This window comes from Acidovorax sp. (assembly GCF_022763525.1).
Lineage (GTDB): Bacteria > Pseudomonadota > Gammaproteobacteria > Burkholderiales > Burkholderiaceae_C > Acidovorax.
Genome location: NZ_JALEGG010000206.1, coordinates 1 through 21,690, shown reverse-complemented (window position 1 = coordinate 21,690; position 21,690 = coordinate 1). Strand labels below are relative to the sequence as shown.

General features: G+C 66.8%; 21 protein-coding genes. 7 read left to right on the top strand and 14 right to left on the bottom strand.

All coding sequences use genetic code 11. From position 1 onward, the window contains the following. The 4 genes from MRY84_RS16245 to MRY84_RS16230 form a co-directional block, all read right to left on the bottom strand. On the bottom strand, positions 1-973 hold a 973-nt coding region (locus tag MRY84_RS16245), incomplete at its 3' end, for a phytanoyl-CoA dioxygenase family protein (protein WP_291506742.1). 48 nt (positions 974-1,021) lie between these two features. Beyond that, positions 1,022-2,350: a type II toxin-antitoxin system HipA family toxin gene (locus MRY84_RS16240; RefSeq protein WP_291506741.1), complete on the bottom strand. Its 1,329-nt coding sequence runs from the start codon at positions 2,348-2,350 to the stop codon at positions 1,022-1,024. Positions 2,351-2,383: 33 nt separating this feature from the next. After that, the gene (locus MRY84_RS16235; RefSeq protein ID WP_291506740.1) at positions 2,384-2,692 is read right to left on the bottom strand and encodes a helix-turn-helix transcriptional regulator; all 309 of its coding nucleotides are present in this window, start codon (positions 2,690-2,692) and stop codon (positions 2,384-2,386) included. 44 nt (positions 2,693-2,736) lie between these two features. Continuing rightward, positions 2,737-3,711, bottom strand: coding sequence for a LysR substrate-binding domain-containing protein (locus MRY84_RS16230; protein ID WP_291506739.1), 975 nt, complete (start codon positions 3,709-3,711; stop codon positions 2,737-2,739). 94 nt (positions 3,712-3,805) lie between these two features. Between MRY84_RS16230 and MRY84_RS16225 the strand changes: the two genes are divergently transcribed. From MRY84_RS16225 to MRY84_RS16210, 4 genes are all read left to right on the top strand, one after another. After that, on the top strand, positions 3,806-5,158 hold the full coding sequence (locus MRY84_RS16225) for a D-serine ammonia-lyase (protein ID WP_291506738.1): 1,353 nt from the start codon (positions 3,806-3,808) through the stop codon (positions 5,156-5,158). Between the two features lie 79 nt (positions 5,159-5,237). Then, positions 5,238-6,224, top strand: coding sequence for a tripartite tricarboxylate transporter substrate binding protein (locus MRY84_RS16220; protein ID WP_291506737.1), 987 nt, complete (start codon positions 5,238-5,240; stop codon positions 6,222-6,224). A gap of 32 nt (positions 6,225-6,256) precedes the next feature. Continuing rightward, positions 6,257-7,813, top strand: coding sequence for an amidase family protein (locus MRY84_RS16215; RefSeq protein ID WP_291506736.1), 1,557 nt, complete (start codon positions 6,257-6,259; stop codon positions 7,811-7,813). A gap of 16 nt (positions 7,814-7,829) precedes the next feature. Continuing rightward, positions 7,830-8,975: an FAD-dependent oxidoreductase gene (locus MRY84_RS16210; RefSeq protein ID WP_291506735.1), complete on the top strand. Its 1,146-nt coding sequence runs from the start codon at positions 7,830-7,832 to the stop codon at positions 8,973-8,975. A gap of 49 nt (positions 8,976-9,024) precedes the next feature. Here the strand turns inward: MRY84_RS16210 and MRY84_RS16205 are convergent, their stop codons facing one another. The 5 genes from MRY84_RS16205 to MRY84_RS16185 all read right to left on the bottom strand — a co-directional run bounded on the left by MRY84_RS16205 (position 9,025) and on the right by MRY84_RS16185 (position 13,730). Continuing rightward, entirely contained in the window at positions 9,025-9,243 is a 219-nt protein-coding gene (locus tag MRY84_RS16205) for a YjfB family protein (RefSeq protein WP_291506734.1), read from the bottom strand. Between the two features lie 84 nt (positions 9,244-9,327). Beyond that, positions 9,328-10,743, bottom strand: coding sequence for a dihydrolipoyl dehydrogenase (locus tag MRY84_RS16200; protein ID WP_291506733.1), 1,416 nt, complete (start codon positions 10,741-10,743; stop codon positions 9,328-9,330). A 154-nt stretch (positions 10,744-10,897) separates the two neighbouring features. Next, positions 10,898-11,491, bottom strand: a complete 594-nt coding sequence (locus MRY84_RS16195) for a YigZ family protein (RefSeq protein ID WP_291506732.1) — start codon at positions 11,489-11,491, stop codon at positions 10,898-10,900. Between the two features lie 63 nt (positions 11,492-11,554). After that, positions 11,555-12,442 (bottom strand): proline dehydrogenase family protein, encoded by an 888-nt coding sequence (locus MRY84_RS16190; protein WP_363317555.1) that lies wholly within the window; start codon positions 12,440-12,442, stop codon positions 11,555-11,557. Positions 12,443-12,749: 307 nt separating this feature from the next. Next, positions 12,750-13,730: a helix-turn-helix domain-containing GNAT family N-acetyltransferase gene (locus MRY84_RS16185; RefSeq protein WP_291506730.1), complete on the bottom strand. Its 981-nt coding sequence runs from the start codon at positions 13,728-13,730 to the stop codon at positions 12,750-12,752. 194 nt (positions 13,731-13,924) lie between these two features. On the opposite strand from MRY84_RS16185, the gene MRY84_RS16180 reads away from it, so the two are divergent. Beyond that, complete coding sequence (locus MRY84_RS16180; protein WP_291506729.1) at positions 13,925-16,399, top strand: YgiQ family radical SAM protein; 2,475 nt, start codon at positions 13,925-13,927, stop codon at positions 16,397-16,399. Between the two features lie 73 nt (positions 16,400-16,472). Here the strand turns inward: MRY84_RS16180 and MRY84_RS16175 are convergent, their stop codons facing one another. The 3 genes from MRY84_RS16175 to MRY84_RS16165 all read right to left on the bottom strand — a co-directional run bounded on the left by MRY84_RS16175 (position 16,473) and on the right by MRY84_RS16165 (position 18,480). Next, on the bottom strand, positions 16,473-16,973 hold the full coding sequence (locus MRY84_RS16175) for a hypothetical protein (protein ID WP_291506728.1): 501 nt from the start codon (positions 16,971-16,973) through the stop codon (positions 16,473-16,475). A 224-nt stretch (positions 16,974-17,197) separates the two neighbouring features. Further along, on the bottom strand, positions 17,198-17,521 hold the full coding sequence (locus MRY84_RS16170) for a DUF1294 domain-containing protein (protein ID WP_291506743.1): 324 nt from the start codon (positions 17,519-17,521) through the stop codon (positions 17,198-17,200). Positions 17,522-17,589: 68 nt separating this feature from the next. Beyond that, entirely contained in the window at positions 17,590-18,480 is an 891-nt protein-coding gene (locus MRY84_RS16165; protein ID WP_291506727.1) for a CoA transferase, read from the bottom strand. 169 nt (positions 18,481-18,649) lie between these two features. On the opposite strand from MRY84_RS16165, the gene ygiD reads away from it, so the two are divergent. Further along, positions 18,650-19,513, top strand: coding sequence for a 4,5-DOPA dioxygenase extradiol (gene ygiD, locus MRY84_RS16160; protein WP_291506726.1), 864 nt, complete (start codon positions 18,650-18,652; stop codon positions 19,511-19,513). Positions 19,514-19,568: 55 nt separating this feature from the next. On the opposite strand, the gene MRY84_RS16155 is transcribed toward ygiD, so the two are convergent. Continuing rightward, a complete protein-coding gene (locus MRY84_RS16155; RefSeq protein WP_291506725.1) occupies positions 19,569-20,120 on the bottom strand; it encodes a nucleotidyltransferase family protein in 552 nt (183 codons plus the stop codon). Positions 20,121-20,157: 37 nt separating this feature from the next. After that, positions 20,158-21,366, bottom strand: a complete 1,209-nt coding sequence (locus MRY84_RS16150) for an amino acid aminotransferase (RefSeq protein WP_291506724.1) — start codon at positions 21,364-21,366, stop codon at positions 20,158-20,160. 105 nt (positions 21,367-21,471) lie between these two features. On the opposite strand from MRY84_RS16150, the gene MRY84_RS16145 reads away from it, so the two are divergent. Further along, positions 21,472-21,690 (top strand): DEAD/DEAH box helicase family protein (locus tag MRY84_RS16145; RefSeq protein ID WP_363317554.1); only part of this gene is annotated, 219 nt, incomplete at its 3' end.

Sequence of the window (21,690 nt, the reverse complement as noted above, 5' to 3'; positions counted from 1 at the left end):
TCGGGCTGGGGCCATGGGGCAGGGCCTGGTGCCAGATGATGAGGTCGCCCGCTCCGGCGCCAATGGGCACCGGTTTCAGCGTCCGCAGGTCCTGCGTGCGCGGGTTGGCGCCCTCGGGCAGTTGCGCCAGCCAGTCGCCTACCCGGTGCTGAAAGCCGGGCACCAGGTGCAGTGCGCCCTGCTCGGGTGGCGTGTCCGTCAGGTACAGAATGCCTTGCGTGCCGAGCGGGATCGGCTGGTGCAGGCTCACGTCCCAGTGCAGGCCCTGCCCGCTGTACGGGTAGCCGGGGCGTTCGGGCGGGTTGAAGCCGCAGCGGTCGGTGCTGCGCCAGAGGTCTGCGGTGCCCCACAGCTGCGCAAATGCCTTGTGGATGCGCAGGGAGCGCCGGTTTGCGTCGAACGCAGGGTGCTGGAACAGCTGCACCATGGTGTTTCGCGGAGAGTGCGCGTACCAGCTGCGTGGATCCGCGGGATCGGCCTGCACCGCATTCCACACCACCTGCGCGGCGGCGGCGCTGTCTTGTGGCGGGACGGCGCTGCGCACGATCACATAGCCCAGTGTGTGCCACTGGTCCAGGTCCTGGGCGCTGAGCACGGGCGCCATGGCGTCTATCTGGGCATGGAGCAGGGCGATTTCGTCCGGCACCGCCCCGTTGCCCGCCACCAGGGCCTGGATGCGGGCCACCGTGGTCGCGGTCGGAGCGCCGGCGGTGCGGACGATCCACTCCTCGAACCGCGCAAAGTCGGGTGCCTGGTTCAGCACGTACTGCAGGGTCTGCTCCAGCCCTACGCCCAGAGCGCTCAAAACAATCCGTGTGCGGTGGGCCTCGGCCGGTGTGGCCTGGGAAATTCGCCCCCGGCGGGCAGCCATCCACCGTGACCAGCAGCGTTTGAGGTGCGGTACTTGCAGGGCGCCGACGTCGGTGTCGGGCGCAAGGGGGGGGCTGGAATGCGTGGCGGTTTCAGCAGTCATGCAAATGGCTTTGAGAAGGCTTGGTGAATCCCATTTTGCAGCCTGCCTTCAGGGCCATTGCGCCAGGGCCACGCCGCCGGCCAGGCGCTGCTCCACCACGCTGCGCATGGAGGCCGGTGCACCCTGTTGCAGCAGGCGCGGCCAATCCCGGCGGGCCAGGGCGACGGTTTCGCGCAGCAGCGCCAGGTGCCGTGGCACCCGCAGCAGACCGGCGGATTTGAGCAGCCCTTCCATGTCGCCCCAGCCGAAGGCGCACAGCGTGCGGTCGATGGCGCGGTTCACGGCGTATTGCTGCTCGGGCACCCCATTAAAAAAGGCCGCGACGCACACCGGGTCGTACAGCGGTGCCAGCTGGGGGACGCGGCCGTCGGGGTACACCAGCGCCCAGTTCTTCAGGTGCGCATCGGTGTTGCCCATCAGGATGAAGGCCACCATGCGCGCCAGGAACTCGCGCGTGTCCTGCACCGGCTGGCGGCTCAGGCGGTTGAGTACGCGCAGCATGGTGGCCCAGTCCTGCAGGATGCCCTTGCCGTACTTCTGCCTTGGCGTGTACCCCAGCACCTGGTTGAACTCCTCCATGTGCACTCGTGCGCCGCCGGGCAGGTGGTCAAAGCGCTGCACGGCCAGTATTTCGTCAAACGGTACGGTTTCGGGCAAGTCGGCCTGGGCGCGGGTGATGACACGCACCTGGGCCACGTTCAGGCCCAGCGCCTGGCACAGCTGGTAGCCCGCGTACTCGTTGGCCACCAGGTCGGGGTGGGTGGAGGTGGGCAGCTTCAGGATCACGCTGCCGGCTGCGCCCTGGCGGTGCACGGTGTAGCGGCGCCCGTCCTGCACCGCGCTGAACTTGGTGACCACGCCGGGCAGAGAGGCCGCGTCAGCCACCGGATACTCCACAAAACCGGGCTCCAGCACATCCAGCCCTTGCGTGGTGTGCCAGTGCCGCACCACATCCGGGATGCCTTCTTGCGCGGGCACAGGCTCCACCTCCAGTGCGCCCATCAGGTCATGGCCCGCAGCGGCCAGAAGTTCGAATTCGTCATCGGGGCTACATCCGCGCTCGCGCGCCAGGCGGTCACGGTTGTGGCCCTCGGGCAGCAGATTCTGAAAGTACACCGGCCAGCGCCCATCGGTGCGTACCAGCCGCGCATCGCGCGCCGACGCCAGGATTTGCTGGGTGGCAGCCTCGTCGGCGCCCTGAAAGCTGAGCGACAGGGTGGGGCGCTGCGGGTTGCGGATGTAGCTGTCGTCGAAAGACACGCGCAGGATGTCGCCGTACTGCGAGAGGTAGCCGATGGCCTCGCGCCCACCCGCGCTGCCGTCTGCCTGCGGTGGGCGGTGCAGGTACAGGCGCAGGTAGCGGATGGAGGTGCTCATGGGCCGGCGATCAATGAGGAAGTTTTGCGTCGATCAGCCCGGACGGCTCAGGCTGTCTACCACCGAGGGCGGCGCATCCACCCCCTGCGGCTGGCCCAGGAACTTGCCGCCCGACTGGATGAAGGCCTCCAAACTCGGCCGCAGACTGCTCGGCACCGCAATGATGTCCATGCCGAGCACTCGCGCCATCTCGGCCAGGGTGGAATAGCGCGGGTCCAGGTCGCCCCCTTCGGTGCGCTGAACGGTCATGCGCGAAAGGCCGGCACGCTGGGCGAGTTCAGCCTGGGTGATCTGATGGGCCTTGCGTGCGGCCGTAAGTGTGGGAATCAGGTCGTGGGGCATGATCGTATTTATACTCTTTTTAAGTAAAAAGATAAATAAAAGTATCATTGTCGTTGCGATGAAGGTTGGAGGGGCGTTGGCAGCACCTCAGCCCGTTCGGTGCAAAAACGCTGCGCCTGATCCAACAGCCAGTCGCGCACGAGCTGCATCACCGGGCTGGGGGTTGCGGTGGTCACAAACGAATACGCCGCCCGCGAAGGGATGCAGGGCCCCAGCAGCGGCACCAGCCGGCCCGCCTGCACATCCTGCAATACCAGCGCGGCGCGCCCCATGGCAATGCCCTGGCCAGCCAAGGCCGCGCCCAGGGCCAGTTGCGACAGATTGAACTGCTGACCGCCGGCCCAGGGCGGGGATGGGGTACCACGCTGGGCAAACCAGTGCTGCCATTCCTCGTACGTGTCGGCGCCGTCCCAGGCGCTGCCATCGTGCAGCAGCCAGTCGCCCTGCAGGTCCTCGGGGCGGGTGATGGGCGGATGGCTCGCCAGAAAACCGGGGCTGGCCACGGGGATGAGCCATTCGTCCAGAAAGACGGTGGCGCTCAGGTCGCGGTAGCCGCCCAGGTCAAAGCGCACTGCCGCTTCGACACCATCGCGCACCATGCGGGTGCGGTCGAGCGTGTGGAACTCGCCAAACACGCGCAGCCCGATGGTGGGGTGCTGGCGGAAGAAGTCGCCCAGCCGGGGCGTGAGCCAGCTCATGGCAAACGAGGGCGAGCAGCTTAGTGTGGCGGTGGCGGCCTCCGCGGGCTGGCGCATCTGGGCCAGCGTGCTTTCGATGGCGTCGAAGCTCTCGCGCAGAACCACGGCCAGCCATTTGCCCTCGGGTGTGGGCACCAGGGCGCGCGGCGTGCGCAAAAAGAGAGGGCGGCGCAGCCAACCTTCGAGCTGCTTGACCTGCTGGCTCACCGCGCCCTGGGTGATGCATAACTCAGCGGCCGCCTTGGTGAAGCTGCCATGGCGGGCAGCCGCATCAAAACTGCGCAGCCAGGCGAGCAGGGAGGGGGACAGGCGAATATCCATTATTAATACTAATAACTTGCTCAATATAAATGGTTTGTGATGGCAACGGGAGCGGCGAAGAATGTGGACAAGACTTATTCGCGACATAGCTGCCATGACGACCGCCGAGACTCAACCTGCCGGGGATGCACTTCTAGCCACCCGCTTGCGCAATGCCCAGCCTGCTTTGTGGATCAATACGGCCCGGCAGACGTTGCCCGCTGCCGCGCTGCCCGCGCTGGGCAAAAGCATTAGTCTGGATGATACGAAGGCAGCGGCTGCCCGGTTGGCGCGATTTGCCGGGCTGCTGGCGGAGGTGTTTCCTGAACTCCTCGCTGCAGATGGCGTGGTGGAGTCGCACCTGCTGCCCGCTGCCGCACTGCAGCCCGCGCTGGGCATGGCCGACAACCAGGGCCGCCTGTTCATCAAGGCCGACCACAGCCTGCCCGTTGCGGGTTCCATCAAGGCCCGGGGCGGAATGCACGAGGTGCTGGAGTTTGCCGAAAGACTGGCGCTGCAGCACGGGCTGGTTGAGCCCGGCGTTGACTACCGTGCGCTGGCTACTTCGCAGGCGCGCGCGGTGCTGAGCCGCTACCAGGTGGCTGTGGGCTCCACGGGCAACCTGGGGCTGAGCATTGGTGTGGTGGCGTCGGTCCTGGGTTTCAAGGCCACCGTGCACATGTCAGCCGACGCCAAGGAATGGAAGAAAGACCGCCTTCGCCAGTGCGGCGTGCAGGTGGTGGAGCACGCGGGCGACTACGAGCGCGCCGTGGCCGCCGGCCGTGCAGAGGCGGCAGCCGACCCGCTGTGCCACTTTGTGGACGACGAACAGTCGTTCTCGCTGCTGCTGGGCTACAGCGCGGCCGCCCTGCACCTGCAGCGGCAGTTGGCCGAACAGGGTGTTGCGGTGGATGCCGAGCATCCGCTCATCGTGTACCTGCCTTGCGGTGTGGGCGGCGCGCCCGCAGGCATCACCTTTGGCCTGCGGCAGGTGCTGGGGCCGCACGTGCACTGTTTTTTTGCCGAGCCGGTGCAGTCGCCGTGCTTCATGGTGCAGATGATGGCCGGGCAGGGGGAGCATCCCTCCGTGTACGACTGGGGGCTGACCAACCGCACCGAAGCCGATGGCTTGGCCGTGCCGCGGGCCTCGCTGCTGGCGGCCGAGCTGATGCGCCCGCTGCTGTCGGGCGTGTTCACCGTGGCCGACGACACGTTGTTTGCGCAGCTGGTGCAGGTGCTGGACGCGCTGGGCGAGCGCATCGAACCTTCTGCCGCGGCGGGCTTCAGCGGACCGGCCCTGCTCACAGGCACCACCGCTGGGCAGGCCTGGCTGCGCGCCACCGGCGTGGGCGCGGCGCTGCCCCAGGCCACGCACCTGGTGTGGACGACGGGGGGCCTCCTGGTGCCCGACGCGCAGTACCAGGGTTTTGTGCAGCGCGGCCGGGCTGTGCTGGCGGCGCGGGGCTGACGGCTACTTCTGCTGGCCGGGTTGTCTTTCCGTTGTCTTTCCTTTTCTCTCTTTTTTCACCTTTGTTGGGAGCCACGCCATGAATCGCAAACAGCTGCTTTTGTCCGCCGTCCTCGGCGCCCTTGGCCTTGGTACGGCCGGGGTGGCGGCCCAGGCGCAGGAGGCGGCCTTTCCCTCCAGGCCCATCACGTTGGTAATTCCCTTTCCGCCCGGTGGCGCCACCGACGTGCTGGGCCGTCTGATCGGCAAGAAGATGGGTGACCTGCTGGGCCAGGCGGTGGTCATCGACAACCGCGCCGGGGCTGGCACCACCATTGGCGCGGGCTACGCGGCCAAGGCTGCGCCCGATGGCTACACACTGTTCATGAGTTCGGGCACCACCTTCACCATCAACCCCGCCGTGCGTCCCAAGCTGCCTTACGACCCGGTCAAGAGTTTCGAACCCATCGGCATCGCGGGCCGCACGGGCTTGATCCTGCTGGCCAACAAGGATGTGCCCGCTAGCGATGTGAAGCAGTTCGTGGCGCTGGTGAAGGCCGCACCCGACAAGTATTCATACGGCTCGTTCGGCGCGGGCACCACCTCGCAGTTCGCGGGCGAGATGTTCTTCCATGCTGCGGGCCTCAAGATCCAGCACGTGCCCTACAAAGGCAGCGCACCGGCCATGACCGACCTGCTGGGCGGGCAGATTCCGTTCACCGTGGACACCGTGTCCGCCGCCATCCCGCAGCTCAAGGATGGCAAGATCAAGGCCATCGCGGTCACGTCCGCCAAACGCTCGGCCCTGCTGCCCAAGGTGCCCACGTTGGCCGAAAGCGGCTATCCCGGCCTGGAGATGGACACTTGGCTGGCGCTGGTGGCGCCGCGCGGCCTGACGCCCGCCGTGAAGTCGCGGCTGGAGCAGGCGCTGGCCCAGGCGGTGTCAGACCCCGAAACCCGCGACAAGATGATCGCCGTGGGGTTTGAACCCGCCTATGCTTCGTCCAAGGCGGTGGCTGAGTTGATCGACAAGGAGCTGCCGCTGATGCGGGCCATCGCACAGCGTGCCGGCATCACCGCAGATTGACCGCCCCCGCCAAACAAGGAGACAAGTCCGACATGACCCACCAGAACGCCCTGGTCGAGCTGACCGCCAACGAACTGCGCCATCGCATCGGCACCCGCGAGGTGTCGCCCGTCGAGCTGCTGGAGGCATGCATCGCGCGCATTGAAGCAGTAAACCCGCACGTGAACGCCATCACCGCCACGTGCTATGACCGCGCCCGCGCCGAGGCCAAGCTGGCCGAGCAGGCCGTGCTGCGCCGCGAGCCTCTGGGCCTTCTGCATGGCCTGCCTATGGGCGTGAAGGACCTGGAGGCCACGGCCGGGCTGCTGACCACGTATGGCTCGCAGATCTACCGCGAACACATCCCGGCCGAAGACAACGTGCTGGTGGCGCGCCTGCGGACGGCCGGCGCCATCGTCACCGGCAAAACCAATATTCCCGAGATGGGCGCGGGCGCCAACTCGCGCAACACCGTGTGGGGCGCCACGGGCAATCCGTTCAACCCCAACCTGAACGCAGGCGGCTCCTCGGGCGGCTCGGCGGCCGCGCTGGCGTGCGACATGCTGCCGGTGTGCACGGGCTCGGACACGGGCGGCTCGCTGCGCATCCCGGCCGCCAAGTGCGGCGTGGTGGGCTTTCGGCCCTCGCCCGGCGTGGTGCCCAGCTCGCGCAAGCTGCTGGGGTGGACGCCGATTTCGGTGGTCGGCCCCATGGGCCGCACGGTGGAAGAAGCCTGCCTGCAGCTGGCCGCATCGGCCGGCATGTCGCCCGGCGACCCGCTGAGCTATCCGCTGGACCCGATGAGCTTCCTCCTGCCCGAATCGGTGGACCTGAGCCGCCTGCGCGTGGCCTACACCGAGGACTTCGGCGCCTGCGCGGTGGACGACGGTATCCGAGCCGTGTTCCGCCGCAAGGTACAGGCCATGAAGCACCTGTTTGCAAGCTGCGATGCCATCGACATCGACCTGGGCGACGTGCACCGCTGCTTTGACGTGCTGCGCGCCGAGGCCTTCGTGGCCAGCACGCGCGATGCCTACGAGCGCGACCCCGCCAGCCTGGGGCCCAACACCCGCGCCAACTACGAAATGGGCGCTGCCATGACGCTGCTGGACAGCGCCTGGGGCCAGGCCGAGCAGACGCGCATCCTGGCACGCTTCCAGAAACTGTTTGCAGACTACGACGTGATCCTGGCGCCCACCACGCCGGTGTCACCCTTCCCGTGGACGCAGCTGTTCGCCAGCCACATCAACGGCGAGCCGCAGGCCAACTACTACCGTTGGCTGGCGCTGACCTATGTGACCACGCTCACCACCCACCCCGCGCTGAGCCTGCCGTGCGGGCTGGACGACGCGGGCATGCCGTTTGGCCTGCAGATCGTGGGACGCTTCCGGGCCGACCGCCACACGCTGGGCGTGGGGCATGCGCTGGAGAAGGCCTTCCAGGGCATTGCGGGCCTGGCGCGCCCCCGGCCGGATATCGCCAAGCTGATGCAGACCCGTGCCGAGCCCGCGCTGACCTCCATCGTGACCGAGGCCCCCGACCCGCGTGACGCCCGCAGCCTGCCGCGCGCAGACCGCGCGGCTTCGGCCGCCCAGGTGTCGGCGGTCTGAACGGGAGAGGCAGACCATGCAAACCGTGGACTATCTCGTGATCGGCGCCGGCATTGCCGGAGCCTCCGTGGCCTGGCAGCTGGTGCAGCCCAGCGGCTCAGGGCAGGGCGCCAGCGTGCTGCTGCTGGAGCGCGAATCCCAGCCCGGCTACCACACCACGGGCCGCTCGGCCGCGCTTTACATGGCGACCTACGGCACGCCCAACATCCAGGCGCTCACCCGCGCCAGCCGGGCGTTCTACGACGCCCCGCCGCCCGAGTTTGGCACCGACCCCATCCTCTCGCCGCGGGGCGTAGTCTATGTTGCGGGGCCGGACCAGCTAGACCTGTTGAAGCAAACCTACGATGAAGCGCATGCCACCTCGCCCAACGTGCAATGGGTGGAGCAAGCCGAGCTGCTGGCCATGCTGCCCTGCCTGAAACCCGACGCCGTGGCCGCCGGCATGAGCGAGCCCGAGGCGGCCGACATCGACGTGCACGCGCTGCACCAGGGTTATCTGCGCGGCCTGCGCCAGCGCGGCGGGCAGGTGCTGACCAGCGCCGAGGTCACGGCCCTGGCGCGGGTGGGCGAAACCTGGCTCGTAACCTTGGCCGATGGCCGCAGCCTGCAGGCCCGCACGCTGGTGAATGCTGCAGGCGCGTGGGCGGACATGGTGGCCGGCCTGGCCGGCGTGCCGCCCACCGGGCTGGAGCCACGCCGCCGTACCGCCTTCACCTTCGCCGTGCCCGAGGGCATGGATGCCCACCGCTGGCCCGCCGTGATCGGCATCGACGAGAGTTTTTACTTCAAGCCCGACGCCGGGCAACTGCTGGGTTCGCCTGCCAACGCCGACCCCACGCATCCGCACGACGTGGTGCCCGAAGAGCTGGACGTGGCCACGGGCATCTACCACATCGAGGAAATGACCCGTTTCCAGATCCGCCGCCCGGCGCACACCTGGGCGGGGCTGCGGTCGTTTGTGCCGGACGGCGACATGGTGATTGGCTGGGACAACCATGTGCCCGGGTTTTTCTGGCTGGCGGGGCAGGGCGGGTATGGAATCCAGAGCGCTGCGGGTGCCTCGTTGCTGGCGCGGCAGCTGTTGCGCGGCGAGCCACTGGCCGATGAACTGGTGCGCGAGAAGGTGGATGTGGCGGGGCTGTCGCCTGCGCGGCTGAGGTAGTTGCGCGTTGGGTTGGCCTGGCTCGCCTGCCCTGGATAGTTAGTTGGCGTCAGGCGAATGTGTTGAGCTGGGTGCCCAGCGTGCCGGACGTGGCCAGCGCAGGCTGCGCGGGCATCGATTGCTGCATGGCTTCCAGCATCGTGGCGGCCGAAACGGCCTGCATGTCCAGTGCCTTTTTCAGCACCGCCATGTTGAGGGCGTCCGACGTCTTGGCGCTGGCCAGTGCGGTGGCGGTGTTGACGATGCTGTTGGCAAGGGCGACGTCCATGGCGGTTCCTTGAAGAGATGCGAGGTTATCGGCATGCAACCATCGGCGCTTTAGCGGTGTTACATCTGTGGCGCCTGGATTGCTCTACTCCAGGGCCGGCACGCCGATGTCGCCGCAGGTGGCCAGATCCGACTCGCGCGCTGAGGGCAACTGGCGTGCGGCATCGCGCAGTGCCGTACGCAGGCCTTCTTCCAAAGTGGGGTGGTAGAAGGGCATGCCCAGCAATTCGTGCACCGTCAACTTCTGCTGAATGGCCAGTGCGACGAGGTGCGCCAAGTGTTCGCCCTGCGGAGCGCACATTTCTGCGCCTTGCAGGCGGCCGGTGGCCTGGTCGGCATACAGGTGCAGACGCCCATGGTTGTGCAGCGCAGCACGCGCGCGGCCCTGGTCTTGGAAGTCCACGGTGCCGGTGACGGTGCGGTTGCAGTCCAGATCCGCCAGCCGTTGCCCGACCACGGCCACCTGCGGATCGCAGAAGACGATGGAAAGCGGCGTACGCCGCCGAAAACGCTGAGGTGCACCTGCCAAGGCATTGATGCCCGCAATGTGGCCTTCGTCCGCGCCCTCGTGCAGCAGGGGCCGCTCGCCATGGGCGTCGCCCGCCATGTAGACGGGCAACTCGCCGATTTGCAGGGTCTGCGGGTCCACCTCGGGCATGCCGTGTTCATCCAGCGGGACGCCCAGCGTTTCCAGGCCCAGGTGCTGGATATTGGGCACCCTGCCCATGGCGGCGATCACGTGGTCCACCACGACACGGTTGGAGCCGCTGCTGACTTCGATACCGCCGGGCACCTCGCGCAGTTCGGCCGGCTCGCCCATGTGCAGCACCATTTCCTTCTTCAGCAGCGCGGTCAGTTCGGCGTTGACGGACAAATCGCTCAATCCGGCCAGTTTGTCGCCCGTGGTGAAGGCGGCCACCTCGAGCCCCAGGCGCGCCAGTGCCTGGGAGATTTCGACGCCCAGGGGGCCCATGCCAATCACGGCGACGCGGGGTCCCAGGTTGGGCTGCTCGAACAGGTTGTCGGTAGTGAGGATACGGTCGCCAAAGGCCAGCCATTCTTCCGGCACGCTCGGGCGGGAGCCGGTGGCGATGATGATGCTGCGTGTAGCGTGAGGTACGCCATCAATGTCCACCAGGCCGGGGCCCAGCAGCGTGGCGCGGCCCGAGTGCTGGGCGGTACCCAGATCGCTGGTGGCGCGCAGCGCGCCCGCCACGAAGTCGTCGCGCAAAGCGCGCACGCGCCGCAGCACGGCGGGCAGGTCGGCCGTCAGCCCGTCGGCGCCGCGCAGGCCAAACTCATCGAAAGCGCGTCGGCGATGGAAGGCGTTGGCAGCCTCGATGAGTGTCTTCGATGGCATGCATCCCACCCTGGCGCAGGTGGTGCCCCAGGGACCCTCGTTGACGATGAGGTAGTTTTGCGTGCGTTTGCGCACTTCGCGCAAGGCCGCGAGGCCTGCCGTGCCTGCGCCAACGATGATGGTGTCGAGGGGTTGGTCCAATGCAGTCTCCCGGAGCACGGATGAGGTACGGTGAAGCTTCGAGTGTGCAGGCAGGCCGCGTTGGTGCGTGTAGGCGCAAAGGCATTTCGCGGAGGGATAACCCGCCGCCGCCCGAGGCACCCGCCGCGGGTCTCGCGGGCACCGGTCGGAGGGATCAGGCGCCGGGCTCCATCCAGCCCACCCGGCCCTGCCCCTGGTTGTTGATGCGCTCCATGAAGGTGGGGGCATGAATTTCGGGCAGCCGCAGTTGGAGGGTGACAAGGGTTCCGTGCTGCACGTGGGCCAGTTCGGCGCCCTCGGCTTCTATTTCGCGGCGCAGCAGTCCCTCCAGCGCGTAAGGCACCTGACACTGCAGCGTTACCATGCGCCGCAGCGTGACCTTGGGCGCCTGGAGCAGGGCCTGGGCCACGGTGTCGGTGTAGGCGCGCACCAGTCCGCCAGCGCCCAGCTTCACTCCGCCGAAGTAGCGCACCACGGTGGCCAGTACGCCCTCCAGATCCTGGTGGCGCAGTACGTCGAGCATCGGGCGCCCTGCAGTGCCGCCCGGTTCGCCATCGTCCACGGCGGCGGACTGGCCGCCCGCCAGCAGGGCCCAGCAGATATGGGCCGCACCGGGGTGCTGCTTCCATAGTGCGTCCACAGCCGCCTGTGCGCTGGCGCGGTCGGCCATAGGCTGCACGCAACCGATGAAGCGGCTTTTCTTGATGATGAGTTCGCTGTGCGCTGGAGCAGCCAGAGTCTGGGACATGGGGCGCCGAGTTTACGGCGGTCCACTGGCCATGGTCCCGAAGGACCACGGCTGCGGGGTCCGTCAAAGTCCTATCAGCGCCTTGGCGATGTACCCGGCGATCCGAGGGTTTTCGTTCAGCCTTCGCGTGCTGTAGCCGTACCAGTCTTTGCCGAAGGGGACGTAAACGCGCACCTTGAAGCCCATGTCCAACAATTGGTCGCGCAAGGGTTCGCACACGCCCAGCAGCATCTGGAACTCAAACCGGCCTGGATCAATGCCGTGCTTGCGCGCCGTTTTGACGATGCTCGCAATCAAGGCAGCATCGTGCGTGGCAATGCCGACGAAGCTTCCCGCATCAAAGCAGCGCTCTACATGCTTCAGGAAGTGTTCGTTGATCGCGCTGCGGTCGCGCCAGGCGTCCTGCACAAGGTGCGTGCGGTCCTCCCGGTAGATGCCCTTGCAGATGCGCAAGGTGTGGGCTTTGTGCAGGAGCGGCTCAAGGTCTTGATAGGTGCGCAACAGATATGCCTGCAAGGCCAGGCCGACATTGCCAAAACGCGCCCTCAAGCGCATGAACAAGTCGATTTCCTTTTGGGTGCAACTGGCATCCTCCATGTCCAGGCAGACGGAGTTCCGGTGCCGCTCTGCGGTATCGAGAACGCGCGCGATGAGTTGCTCGCATTGCTGCGCCTCCAGCAAGAGCCCGAACGCGGAAGGCTTGATCGAAATGTTGGCCTGCAAGCCCTGCTCGTGGACGGCATGGAGCACCTCCATGTACGTATCTGCGGTGGCCTGCGCCTGTGGCAGTGTCGAAATGGTTTCGCCGAGCACGTCGAGCGTCACGGTGAAGCCTTGCGCGTTGAGCTGCCGCACGCGATGCAGGGCGTCGGTGAGGTTGTCGCCCGCGATGTAGCGGCGAGAGATTTTGTGGATCAGTGCGCGAGGCGCCCAGGGGATGGCGCGCGCCACCAATGTGTCGAGAAGTTGCATGTTGGTATCCAGGATGAAAGGCGGCAGCCCGTCTTCCCGTTCCCGGCATGGCTGCGGGGCAATAGGAATGGACGGGAAAAGCCGGACGCTGGCCCGGTCAAGCGGGCCAGCACGGGCGGCGTTGCCATCGCCTGCGCCAAAGAAAGGCAGGGCGGCAGCTCACGCGGCGGGCGTTCAGTTCATCAGTGGAGGCCAGGCAGCGCAGTGCATGCGTTCTTCTCGGTGGGATTGCGGGACGTCAGGAGCCAGCGCGGCGAAGTGCCGGGCGCTCACGAGCCCACCGATCCTACAGCTTCAGCTCCCAGGTTTCCCCGGTGGCCTGCTGACCAAAGCCTTCGTAAGGCTCGGACTTGACCAGCTTGAAGCCGCGCTTGGCATAGATGCCGCGCGCGGCGGTAAGGCAGCTGTTGGTCCACAGCACCATCTTTTTGTAGCCCTTGGCCCGGGCGAAGGCGATGCATTCGTCCGTCAGCCGGGTGCCCAGGCCCAGGCCGCGCGCCTGGGGCGAGAGGATGAGCATGCGCAGCTGGGCCGTGGTGGCCGACTTGCGCACCACGAACACGCTGCCCACGCGTTCGCCGTTCAGCTCGGCGATCCAGCAGCGCTCCCAGCCGGGCTGGAACTTGCGCACGAACTGCGCAGCGATGTCGGCAACCAGGGCCTCAAAGCGGCTGTCCCATCCGTACTCGCGCCAGTAGATTTTGCCATGCTGCTGCACGACCCAGCCGATGTCGCCGGGCACCGGGTCGCGCAACACGACCACCTGCGGCGCCGCGGGGGCGCGGCTGGCGGCGGGGTCGGGCGGGGCCAGCAGGGTTTCGATGCGCTGCATGGCCTGCACCACTTCCTGCTGGCGGGCCGGAGGCAGGGGGGCCAGCAACTCTGCGGCCTGCTCGCGGGAGCGTTGCTGCAGCGGCTCAAAGGCCTCCCGACCGGCGGGGGTCAGGGACAGCACGCTCTGGCGCGCGTCCTTGGGGCTGGCGCTGCGGGTCATCCATCCAGCGGCCTCGAAGCGCCGCAGGATGCGGCTGAGGTAGCCGCCGTCAAGCCCCAGGTCGCGTGCCAGTTCGCTGGCCACGGGCGCATCGCGGTGGGCCAGCTCATACAGCACCCGTACGTCGGTGAGCGACAAGGTGCTGCCCAGGTACGGGTCCAGCACGCCGATGCGGCGGGTGAAGAATCGGTTGAACTGGCGCACGGCCTTGACCGCGTCCGCAAGGGGCGTGGCGCCGCCTGTGGCTGAGGGCAGGGAAGCGGTTGAATTCATGATTGATTGCCTTTGTCATGTAATTTAATTGACTGGAGCAAGTATATGGCTGATTCGTATCAAGCCTGCAATGGCCAGGGACAAGCGTTGCCGAGGCGACAAAATGGCCTTGCCCGACTAAAATCGCGGGTTACCCACCACAGCGCGCCCACGCAGCCCCTCCGCACCGGGCCGGCCGCGCCCTCCACACCAGCATGAACGCCCCCGTTGACGTCTCCTTTTTTGCGCGCGCCGCAAAGCCCTTGACCAGCTACCGTCCGTACTGGGCCAAGCGCTTCGGCACGGCCCCGTTCCTGCCGATGAGCCGCGTCGAGATGGACAAGCTGGGCTGGGACAGCTGCGACATCATCCTGGTGACGGGCGACGCGTATGTGGACCACCCCAGCTTCGGCATGGCCGTGATCGGCCGCACGCTGGAGGCCCAGGGCTTTCGTGTGGGCATCATCGCCCAGCCCGACTGGCAAAGCGCCGAGCCCTTCAAGGCGCTGGGCAAGCCCAACCTGTTCTGGGGCGTGACGGCGGGCAACATGGATTCGATGATCAACCGGTACACCGCCGACCGGAAGATCCGCAGCGACGACGCCTACACCCCCGGCGACGTGGGCGGCAAGCGCCCCGATCGCGCGGCCATCGTCTACAGCCAGCGCTGCCGCGAAGCCTACAAGGACGTGCCCATCATCCTGGGCGGTATCGAGGGCAGCCTGCGCCGCATCGCCCACTACGACTACTGGAGCGACAAGGTGCGCCGCTCCATCGTGGTGGATGCCAAGTGCGACCTGCTGCTGTACGGCAACGCCGAGCGCGCGCTGGTCGAGGTGGCCCATCGCATTGCGGCGCGCGAGCCGGTGGAGAAAATCACCGACGTACGCGGCACAGCCTTCGTGCGCCGGCCGGACGACGAGAGCGGCAAGGGGTGGTTCGAGATCGACTCCACCACCGTGGACGAGCCCGGCCGCGTGGAGCCGCACATCAATCCCTACATGACCACCAGCGAGCAGGCGGCCGCGCAGGGCGCCAGCTGCAGCAAGGAAGACGGAAGTAATGCTCCTGATTCAGGAGCTGCCAGCGCTTGTGGGACGGGCGCCAGCGGCCAAAATGACCCGAAACCGGTGATACAGCCGATCCAGTTCGTCGCGAACCCCGCGCTCAAGGCCAAGCTCAAGGTGCCCCCGCGCGACAAGACCGTGATCCGCTTGCCCAGCTACGAGCAGGTGAAAAGCGACCCGGTGCTGTACGCCCACGCCAACCGCGTGCTGCACCTGGAGACCAACCCCGGCAACGCCCGCGCGCTGGTGCAGGCGCACGGCGAGGGCGCCACGGCGCGCGACGTGTGGATCAACCCGCCGCCCATCCCGCTCACCACGGCCGAGATGGACTACGTGTTCGATCTGCCCTATGCGCGCAGCCCACACCCCGCTTACGCCGACGAGAACGGCAGCCACGACGGCGCGACCAAGATCCCCGCGTGGGAGATGATCCGCTTCTCCATCAACATCATGCGCGGCTGCTTTGGCGGCTGCACCTTCTGCTCCATCACCGAGCACGAAGGCCGCATCATCCAGAGCCGCTCCGAGGATTCGATCATCCAGGAGATCGAGGACATCCGCGACAAAGTCAAAGGCTTCACCGGCACCATCAGCGACCTGGGCGGCCCCACGGCCAACATGTACCGCCTGGGCTGCCGCAGCCCAGAGATTGAGGCCGCCTGCCGCAAGCCCAGCTGCGTGTACCCCGGCATCTGCCAGAACCTCACCACTGACCACGGCCCGTTGATCAAGATCTACCGCCGGGGCCGCGCGCTCAAGGGCATCAAGAAGATCCTGATCGGATCAGGCCTGCGCTACGACCTGGCCGTGAAAAGCCCTGAATACGTGAAGGAACTGGTGCAGCACCACGTGGGTGGCTACCTCAAGATCGCGCCCGAGCACACCGAGCAGGGCCCGCTCACCAAGATGATGAAGCCGGGCATCGGCAGCTATGACAAGTTCAAGCAGATGTTCGAGAGGTTCAGCGAAGAGGCGGGCAAAAAGCAGTTCCTGATCCCGTACTTCATCGCTGCGCACCCGGGTACCAGTGACGAGGATATGATGAACCTCGCCATCTGGCTGAAAAAGAACGGCTTCCGTGCCGACCAGGTGCAGACGTTCTACCCCAGCCCCATGGCCACGGCCACGGCCATGTACCACTCGGGCCGCAACCCGCTCACCCGCGTGCGCCGCCAGATGCGCGACGAGGCGGAAGAGTCCGTGGACATCGTGCGCGGTGAGAAGCGCCGCCGTCTGCACAAGGCCTTCCTGCGCTACCACGACCCGAACAACTGGCCGCTGTTGCGCGAAGCGCTCAAGGCCATGGGCCGGGCGGATTTGATCGGCAACGGCAAGCAACACCTGATTCCGACCTTTCAGCCTCTGACCGACGGCGGCTACCAGAGCGCTCGCAAGAAAAACAGCACCTCTGGCAAGGGCGGCGTCGGCTTGGGCTATGCCATCAACAAGGATGGCAAGGCGGTGGCGCTGCGCCCGCGCACCCAGGAACTGCAAGAGCCGAAGGAAGATGTGCGCTTCCGTGCCAGCCAGCCCAAGCCGGGGCGCATGCTGACCCAGCACACGGGACTCCCGCCCCGAGCCACCGGCGCGGCCAAGCCTTCCTTCAAGCGCAAGCCGCAGTAACTGCCCAGAGCGTCACCGCGCGATGTCCGGCGGGTGCGGCGCTACCCCTTGGCGGCCGAATCTCCGCATCGCATCATTGCGGTTGATCGCTGTTCACCGTGGGATGCATATCGCCCTCGGCCGCATGCGTGCCCACCACGACGGACTGTGGCGAGCTGTCCAGCGGCTGTTGGGGGATCAGGTCTTCGATGATGAAGGTGCGGTAGTAAAACGCTGTCACGGCGCCCTGGGGCTGGATGGCGTCGACCAGCCGTTCCGGCGAGTCCTTGCTGTCCATGGAGATCAACAGGCCGTGGTAACCCTTGCCGGCCAGATCCGCGATGCGGCGCACCATGTCGCCTTCTGCGCCCACGGAGGGCATGGGCGCGTCGGCCGTGCCGAGTGTGCGCACGATTTCCTCCAGGATGACTTCAGGGCTCGCATAGGCCGTCTCCCCCCGGTGGCCCGCCGACTGCAACGCATTCGCCGCCTGGCGCACGCAGTCTTCATCGGGAAAAAGCGCGAACACATGGCCGGTGGGGTAGAAAACGCCGCCCATGTTGGTCATGGTGGAATCTAGGACGAGGGGTTTCATGGGCATCTCCCGATGTATTGCAGACCTTCGGGATTGAAGCCGGGTGGGCGTTTCCGTGGTGTAGGCCAGTGGGCATTTTTGGCGTCAGCACCGCTCAGGAGAACTCTCAATGCGGCCGAAACTGGCCCTCGGCGCCGATGTGGAAAGCGCAAGCAGCTATCGAAAGAGGAGCGTTGCTGTGCAGAGCTCGGCCGCTGCACCTGCCGCCGGCCGACCTCAAGACGCTATCCCGCCCAGCTGCTCGCCCATGCCGCGAGCGCTGCGCAGTGCAGCGCCACAGTCGCCCAGTAGATGGCGCGGAACTGTGCCTTCCGAGATTTGTGCCGCAACCGCTGTTGCGCAAACCACGCGCCCGGCCAGCCGCCTGCCAGGCTGAGCAGGTGCAGATGGCTCTCCCGCGTGCGCCACCGGCCGTTTTGCGCGGCGCTTTTGTCGGCGGCGTAGGCCAGGAAGGTCCACACGTTGACCGCCAGTGCAGCGCCCAAGGCCCACGCCGGCAGCCGGCCTGCCCAGAAGCCCCACGCCAGCAGGGAACCCCAGCCCAGCATCAGCACGAGGGCGGGCGCAGCGGCGCGGGCAGGGCGCGGAGGCCTGGCCGCTGATGAAGGACGATTCCTCACGCCAGGGTGTGCAGCGGAATGTCCTGTGCCACAGCCAGTGCGTCCAGTTGCTCCCGGGTCTGCGTGCGCAGGAACGCCGCGATGGCCGCATGGGTCGCAGGGGCGCGCAGTACCTGCGGGTCGCCCACGGGAGGCAGGCCGGCGGCGGCGCACAGGCTGGCGGCAAAGTGAGGTTCCAACGCGGCCACGGCCACGCGACCATCGGCGCAAGGGTAGATGCAGTAGCCCGCGTGGTGGCCGCCCACGTCGCCGTCGGGCGTGGTCAGGCCCCAGTCGCGCGGCTGGGCCAGCCAGGCGGCGGCATCGGCCAGCGCCACTTCCATGCACACGCCGCTGCCGGAGTGGGCGCGCTCCATCAGCGCTTGCAGCACGGCTTCGCTGGCCATCAGCGCGCCGCCCATGTCGGCATACAGGGTGGGCGGCATCTCGGTGCCGGTGACCAGCCCAGCGTCGGCCAGGTAGGTGAGGTCGTGGCCGGGTTCCTCGGCACGATCGCCCGCAGCACCCACGATGCGCACCAGGCACAGACGCGGATACCTGGCCTGCAGCGCCTCCCAGCCCAGGCCCAGCTTGGCAAGCGCTGAGGGGCGAAAGGAGGTGATCAGCACGTCCGTGCGGGCCAGCTCGGCATGCAGCATGGCCTGGCCATCGGCGGTCTTGAGGTGGGCATGCGCCACGCGCACGCCACTGTGCAGCGTGGCATACGCGGCGGGGCTGTAGATGCCCATCGGGTCGGCGCTCGTGTAGCCCGGGGCCGGCGGCGGCTCGAGTTTTGTGCACTCAGCTCCCATGCGTGCGCAGCGCATCAGGGCTGCGGGCCCTGGCAGGTTGAGCGCGAGGCTGAGGACTCGGACATTGCGCAGGGGCTGGGGCAGGGCGGTAGTCATGGGCTTGGGTTGTCTCGTGGTGTTGTACGGGTGGGGCAGCGCAGGAACTTGCAGGCTGTCGTAGGGCTCCCTTCCCGGGTTATACATAACTTGTTACGCTCCCTGACCCATGCAACGCAGAACGCCACTGGCCGCCCTCTTGGGCCTGGCCGCCTTTCCGGGAGCCTTCATGACCACGCCCCTCAGCAGCGCTGCCGCGGCGCCCACGTTGCAGGCGCTCAAGCCGTCGCCCCGCATGCCGGTGCTGTTTGTCGGCCACGGCAGCCCCATGAATGCCATCGAGGACAACGCCTGGCGCCGCAGTTGGCAGGCCGTGGGGGCCGAGTTGATGGCCCGCACTGAACAGCCACAGCTCATCCTGTGCGTTTCAGCCCATTGGCTCACGCGTGGCGGCTGGCAGTTGACGGGCATGGCGCAGCCCAAAACCATCCACGACTTTGGCGGTTTTCCGCAGGCGCTGTTTGACCAGCAATACCCCGTCCCGGGAGCCCCGGCAGTGGCGCGCAGCCTGGCCCAGGAGTTGAAGGCGCCTGCCACCGGCGCCGCGGTGGGAGTGGACGAGGGCGAGTGGGGCCTGGACCACGGCACCTGGTCGGTGCTCAAGCCCATGTTTCCCCAGGCGCGGATTCCCGTGGTGCAGCTGAGCATGGATTACAGCCGCGCCCCGGCCGAGCACTACGCCCTGGGCCGACAGCTGCGGGCCTTGCGCGAACGGGGTGTGCTCATCGTGGGCAGCGGCAACGTGGTGCACAACCTGCGCGCGTCGCGCCGCGGCTCTGCGTCTAACGAGGCGTATGACTGGGCCGCCGAATTCGACACCACGGTGCAGGAGCAGATCAAGAAGGGCCAGCTCGACGCACTGCAGGACTTCCTGCAACTGGGGGCGGTGGCTCGGCAGGCGCACCCCACGCACGAGCATTACCTGCCGCTGCTGTACGCGGCGGGCGCGGTGCAGCCGTCGGAAATGCCGCGCTTTTTCAACACCGGATTCCAGTCCGCGGCGATCTCGATGCGCTCGATGTTGTGGGGATAGTGTTATCAAAAATGATAGCTGCCAGCGCTTGCTGCATAAGCGCTGTAGCCCAAAATCATGCTGAATGCAGCGTCAGCCAGCTCCAGCGCTCGCGGTAGCTGCGGGCCTTGGCCTCGAACAGCGGCAGGTGCGGGCACGCCGGGTTGGGACGCAGGATGCCGGCGTACAACTCCTGTAGCCCGTAGGGGGCGTACAGCCGGGGCGCAGTTCCCGCGGGACCGGGCTGCAAGCCCACGCAGGTGCCCGGCACCAGAAACCGCCCGATGCCGTCGCGTGCCGATTCCAGGGCGGTGTAGGGGTAGCCGAACCATTCTTCGTACCACAGGTGCACGCGCGCCTGGTTCTTGGCTTCCACCGTGATGGGCAGGTCGGCAAAGAGCGCAGCGGCGCGGGCCTGCACCTGCTGCTCGGCCGTGGCGGACAGGTCCGTCGCGTCGAAGTAGAACAGGTCGTAGTCTTTGATGTGTGCCGTGTGCGCCAGGCCCGAGCGCAGGTTCCACACCGTCTGGAACAGGCAGCCCGCCACCAGCCAGGCATCCGGCAGGCCCAGAAGCGGCAAACGCTCCAGAAGCGCCGCGTTGTGCGGGTTCTGGAGCGTTTCGCTCACAAAGCGGCGCTCAAGAGCCGCTTCGATCTCATCGTGCTCAGATGACCTTTGCAATGGCCTGGCAGACGTAGTCGATGTTCTTGCTGTTCAGCGCGGCCACGCACATGCGGCCCGTGTCGGTGCCGTACACGCCGAACTCGGTGCGCAGACGGACCATCTGGTCCTTGGACAGGCCCGAGTAGCTGAACATGCCGATCTGCGTGGTGATGAAGGACATGTCCTTGGTCACGCCAGCGGCCTTCAGCCCCTCGACCAGCTTCTGGCGCATGGCCTTGATGCGCACACGCATCTCGCCGAGTTCCTTTTCCCACAGGGCGCGCAGCTCGGGGTTGCCCAGCACGGCCGCCACGATGGCGCCGCCGTGGGTAGGCGGGTTGGAGTAGTTGGTGCGGATGGCGATCTTCAGCTGGCTCAGCACGCGGTCGGTTTCTTCCTTGCTGCTGCCCACCACGCTCAGGGCGCCCACGCGCTCGCCGTACAGGCTGAAGCTCTTGGAGAAGCTGGTGGACACGAAAATGTTCAGGCCGGCGGCCACGAACTTGGCAATCACGGCGCCGTCTTCGGCGATGCCGTAGCCAAAGCCCTGGTAGGCCATGTCCAGGAAGGCGGTGAGGTTGCGCTCCTTCACCACGGCAATCACCTGATCCCACTGGGCGGGGGTGATGTCGTAGCCGGTGGGGTTGTGGCAGCAGGCGTGCAGCAGCACGATGGTGCCGGCAGCGGCGGCCTTCAGCTTGGCCAGCATGCCTTCGAAGTTGATGCCGCCCAGGCCGCCGTTGGCGCTCTGGTCGAAGTAGGGGTAGGTGTCGACCGGGAAGCCGGCGTTGGTGAACAGTGCGCGGTGGTTTTCCCAGCTGGGGTCGGAGATCAGCACGGTGGCATTGGGGCTGATCTTCTTGAGGAAGTCGGCGCCGATCTTGAGGCCGCCCGTGCCGCCGATGGCTTGCACAGTGGCCACGCGGCCGCTCTTGACGACGTCGGATTCCGCACCGAACACCAGGCCCTTCACGGCCGCGTCATATGCCGCGATGCCGTCGATGGGCAGGTACCCACGCGCGGTCGGCTTGTCCATCATGGCCTTCTCGGCAGCCTGCACGCATTGCAGCAGAGGCAGCTTGCCGTTGTCGTCGAAATACACGCCGACGCCCAGGTTGACCTTGTTAGGGTTGGTGTCGGCGTTGAATTGCTCGTTGAGGCCCAGGATGGGGTCGCGGGGGGCCATTTCGACGGCGGTGAACAGAGACATGAAAATCCTTGAAAGGTTGTCAGTAGCGAAGAATCCAGGCGTGGTGTACTGTGCCGGGTTCGGCCGATTTTAACGGTCGCCAACTTCCAATTGTTGACTGCACCTATGCCGGATCTCACAGAAGTCATAACGGAAAAGCAAGACGGGGAATTCGTCCGCTTCCCCGACTCGCCCTTCGAGTTGTTCCAACCCTACCCCCCTGCGGGTGACCAGCCCGAGGCCATCCAGAAGCTGGTGGAGGGGCTGAACGACGGTGAGGCGTTCCAGACCCTGCTGGGCGTAACGGGTTCGGGCAAGACCTTCACCATGGCCAACGTGATCGCC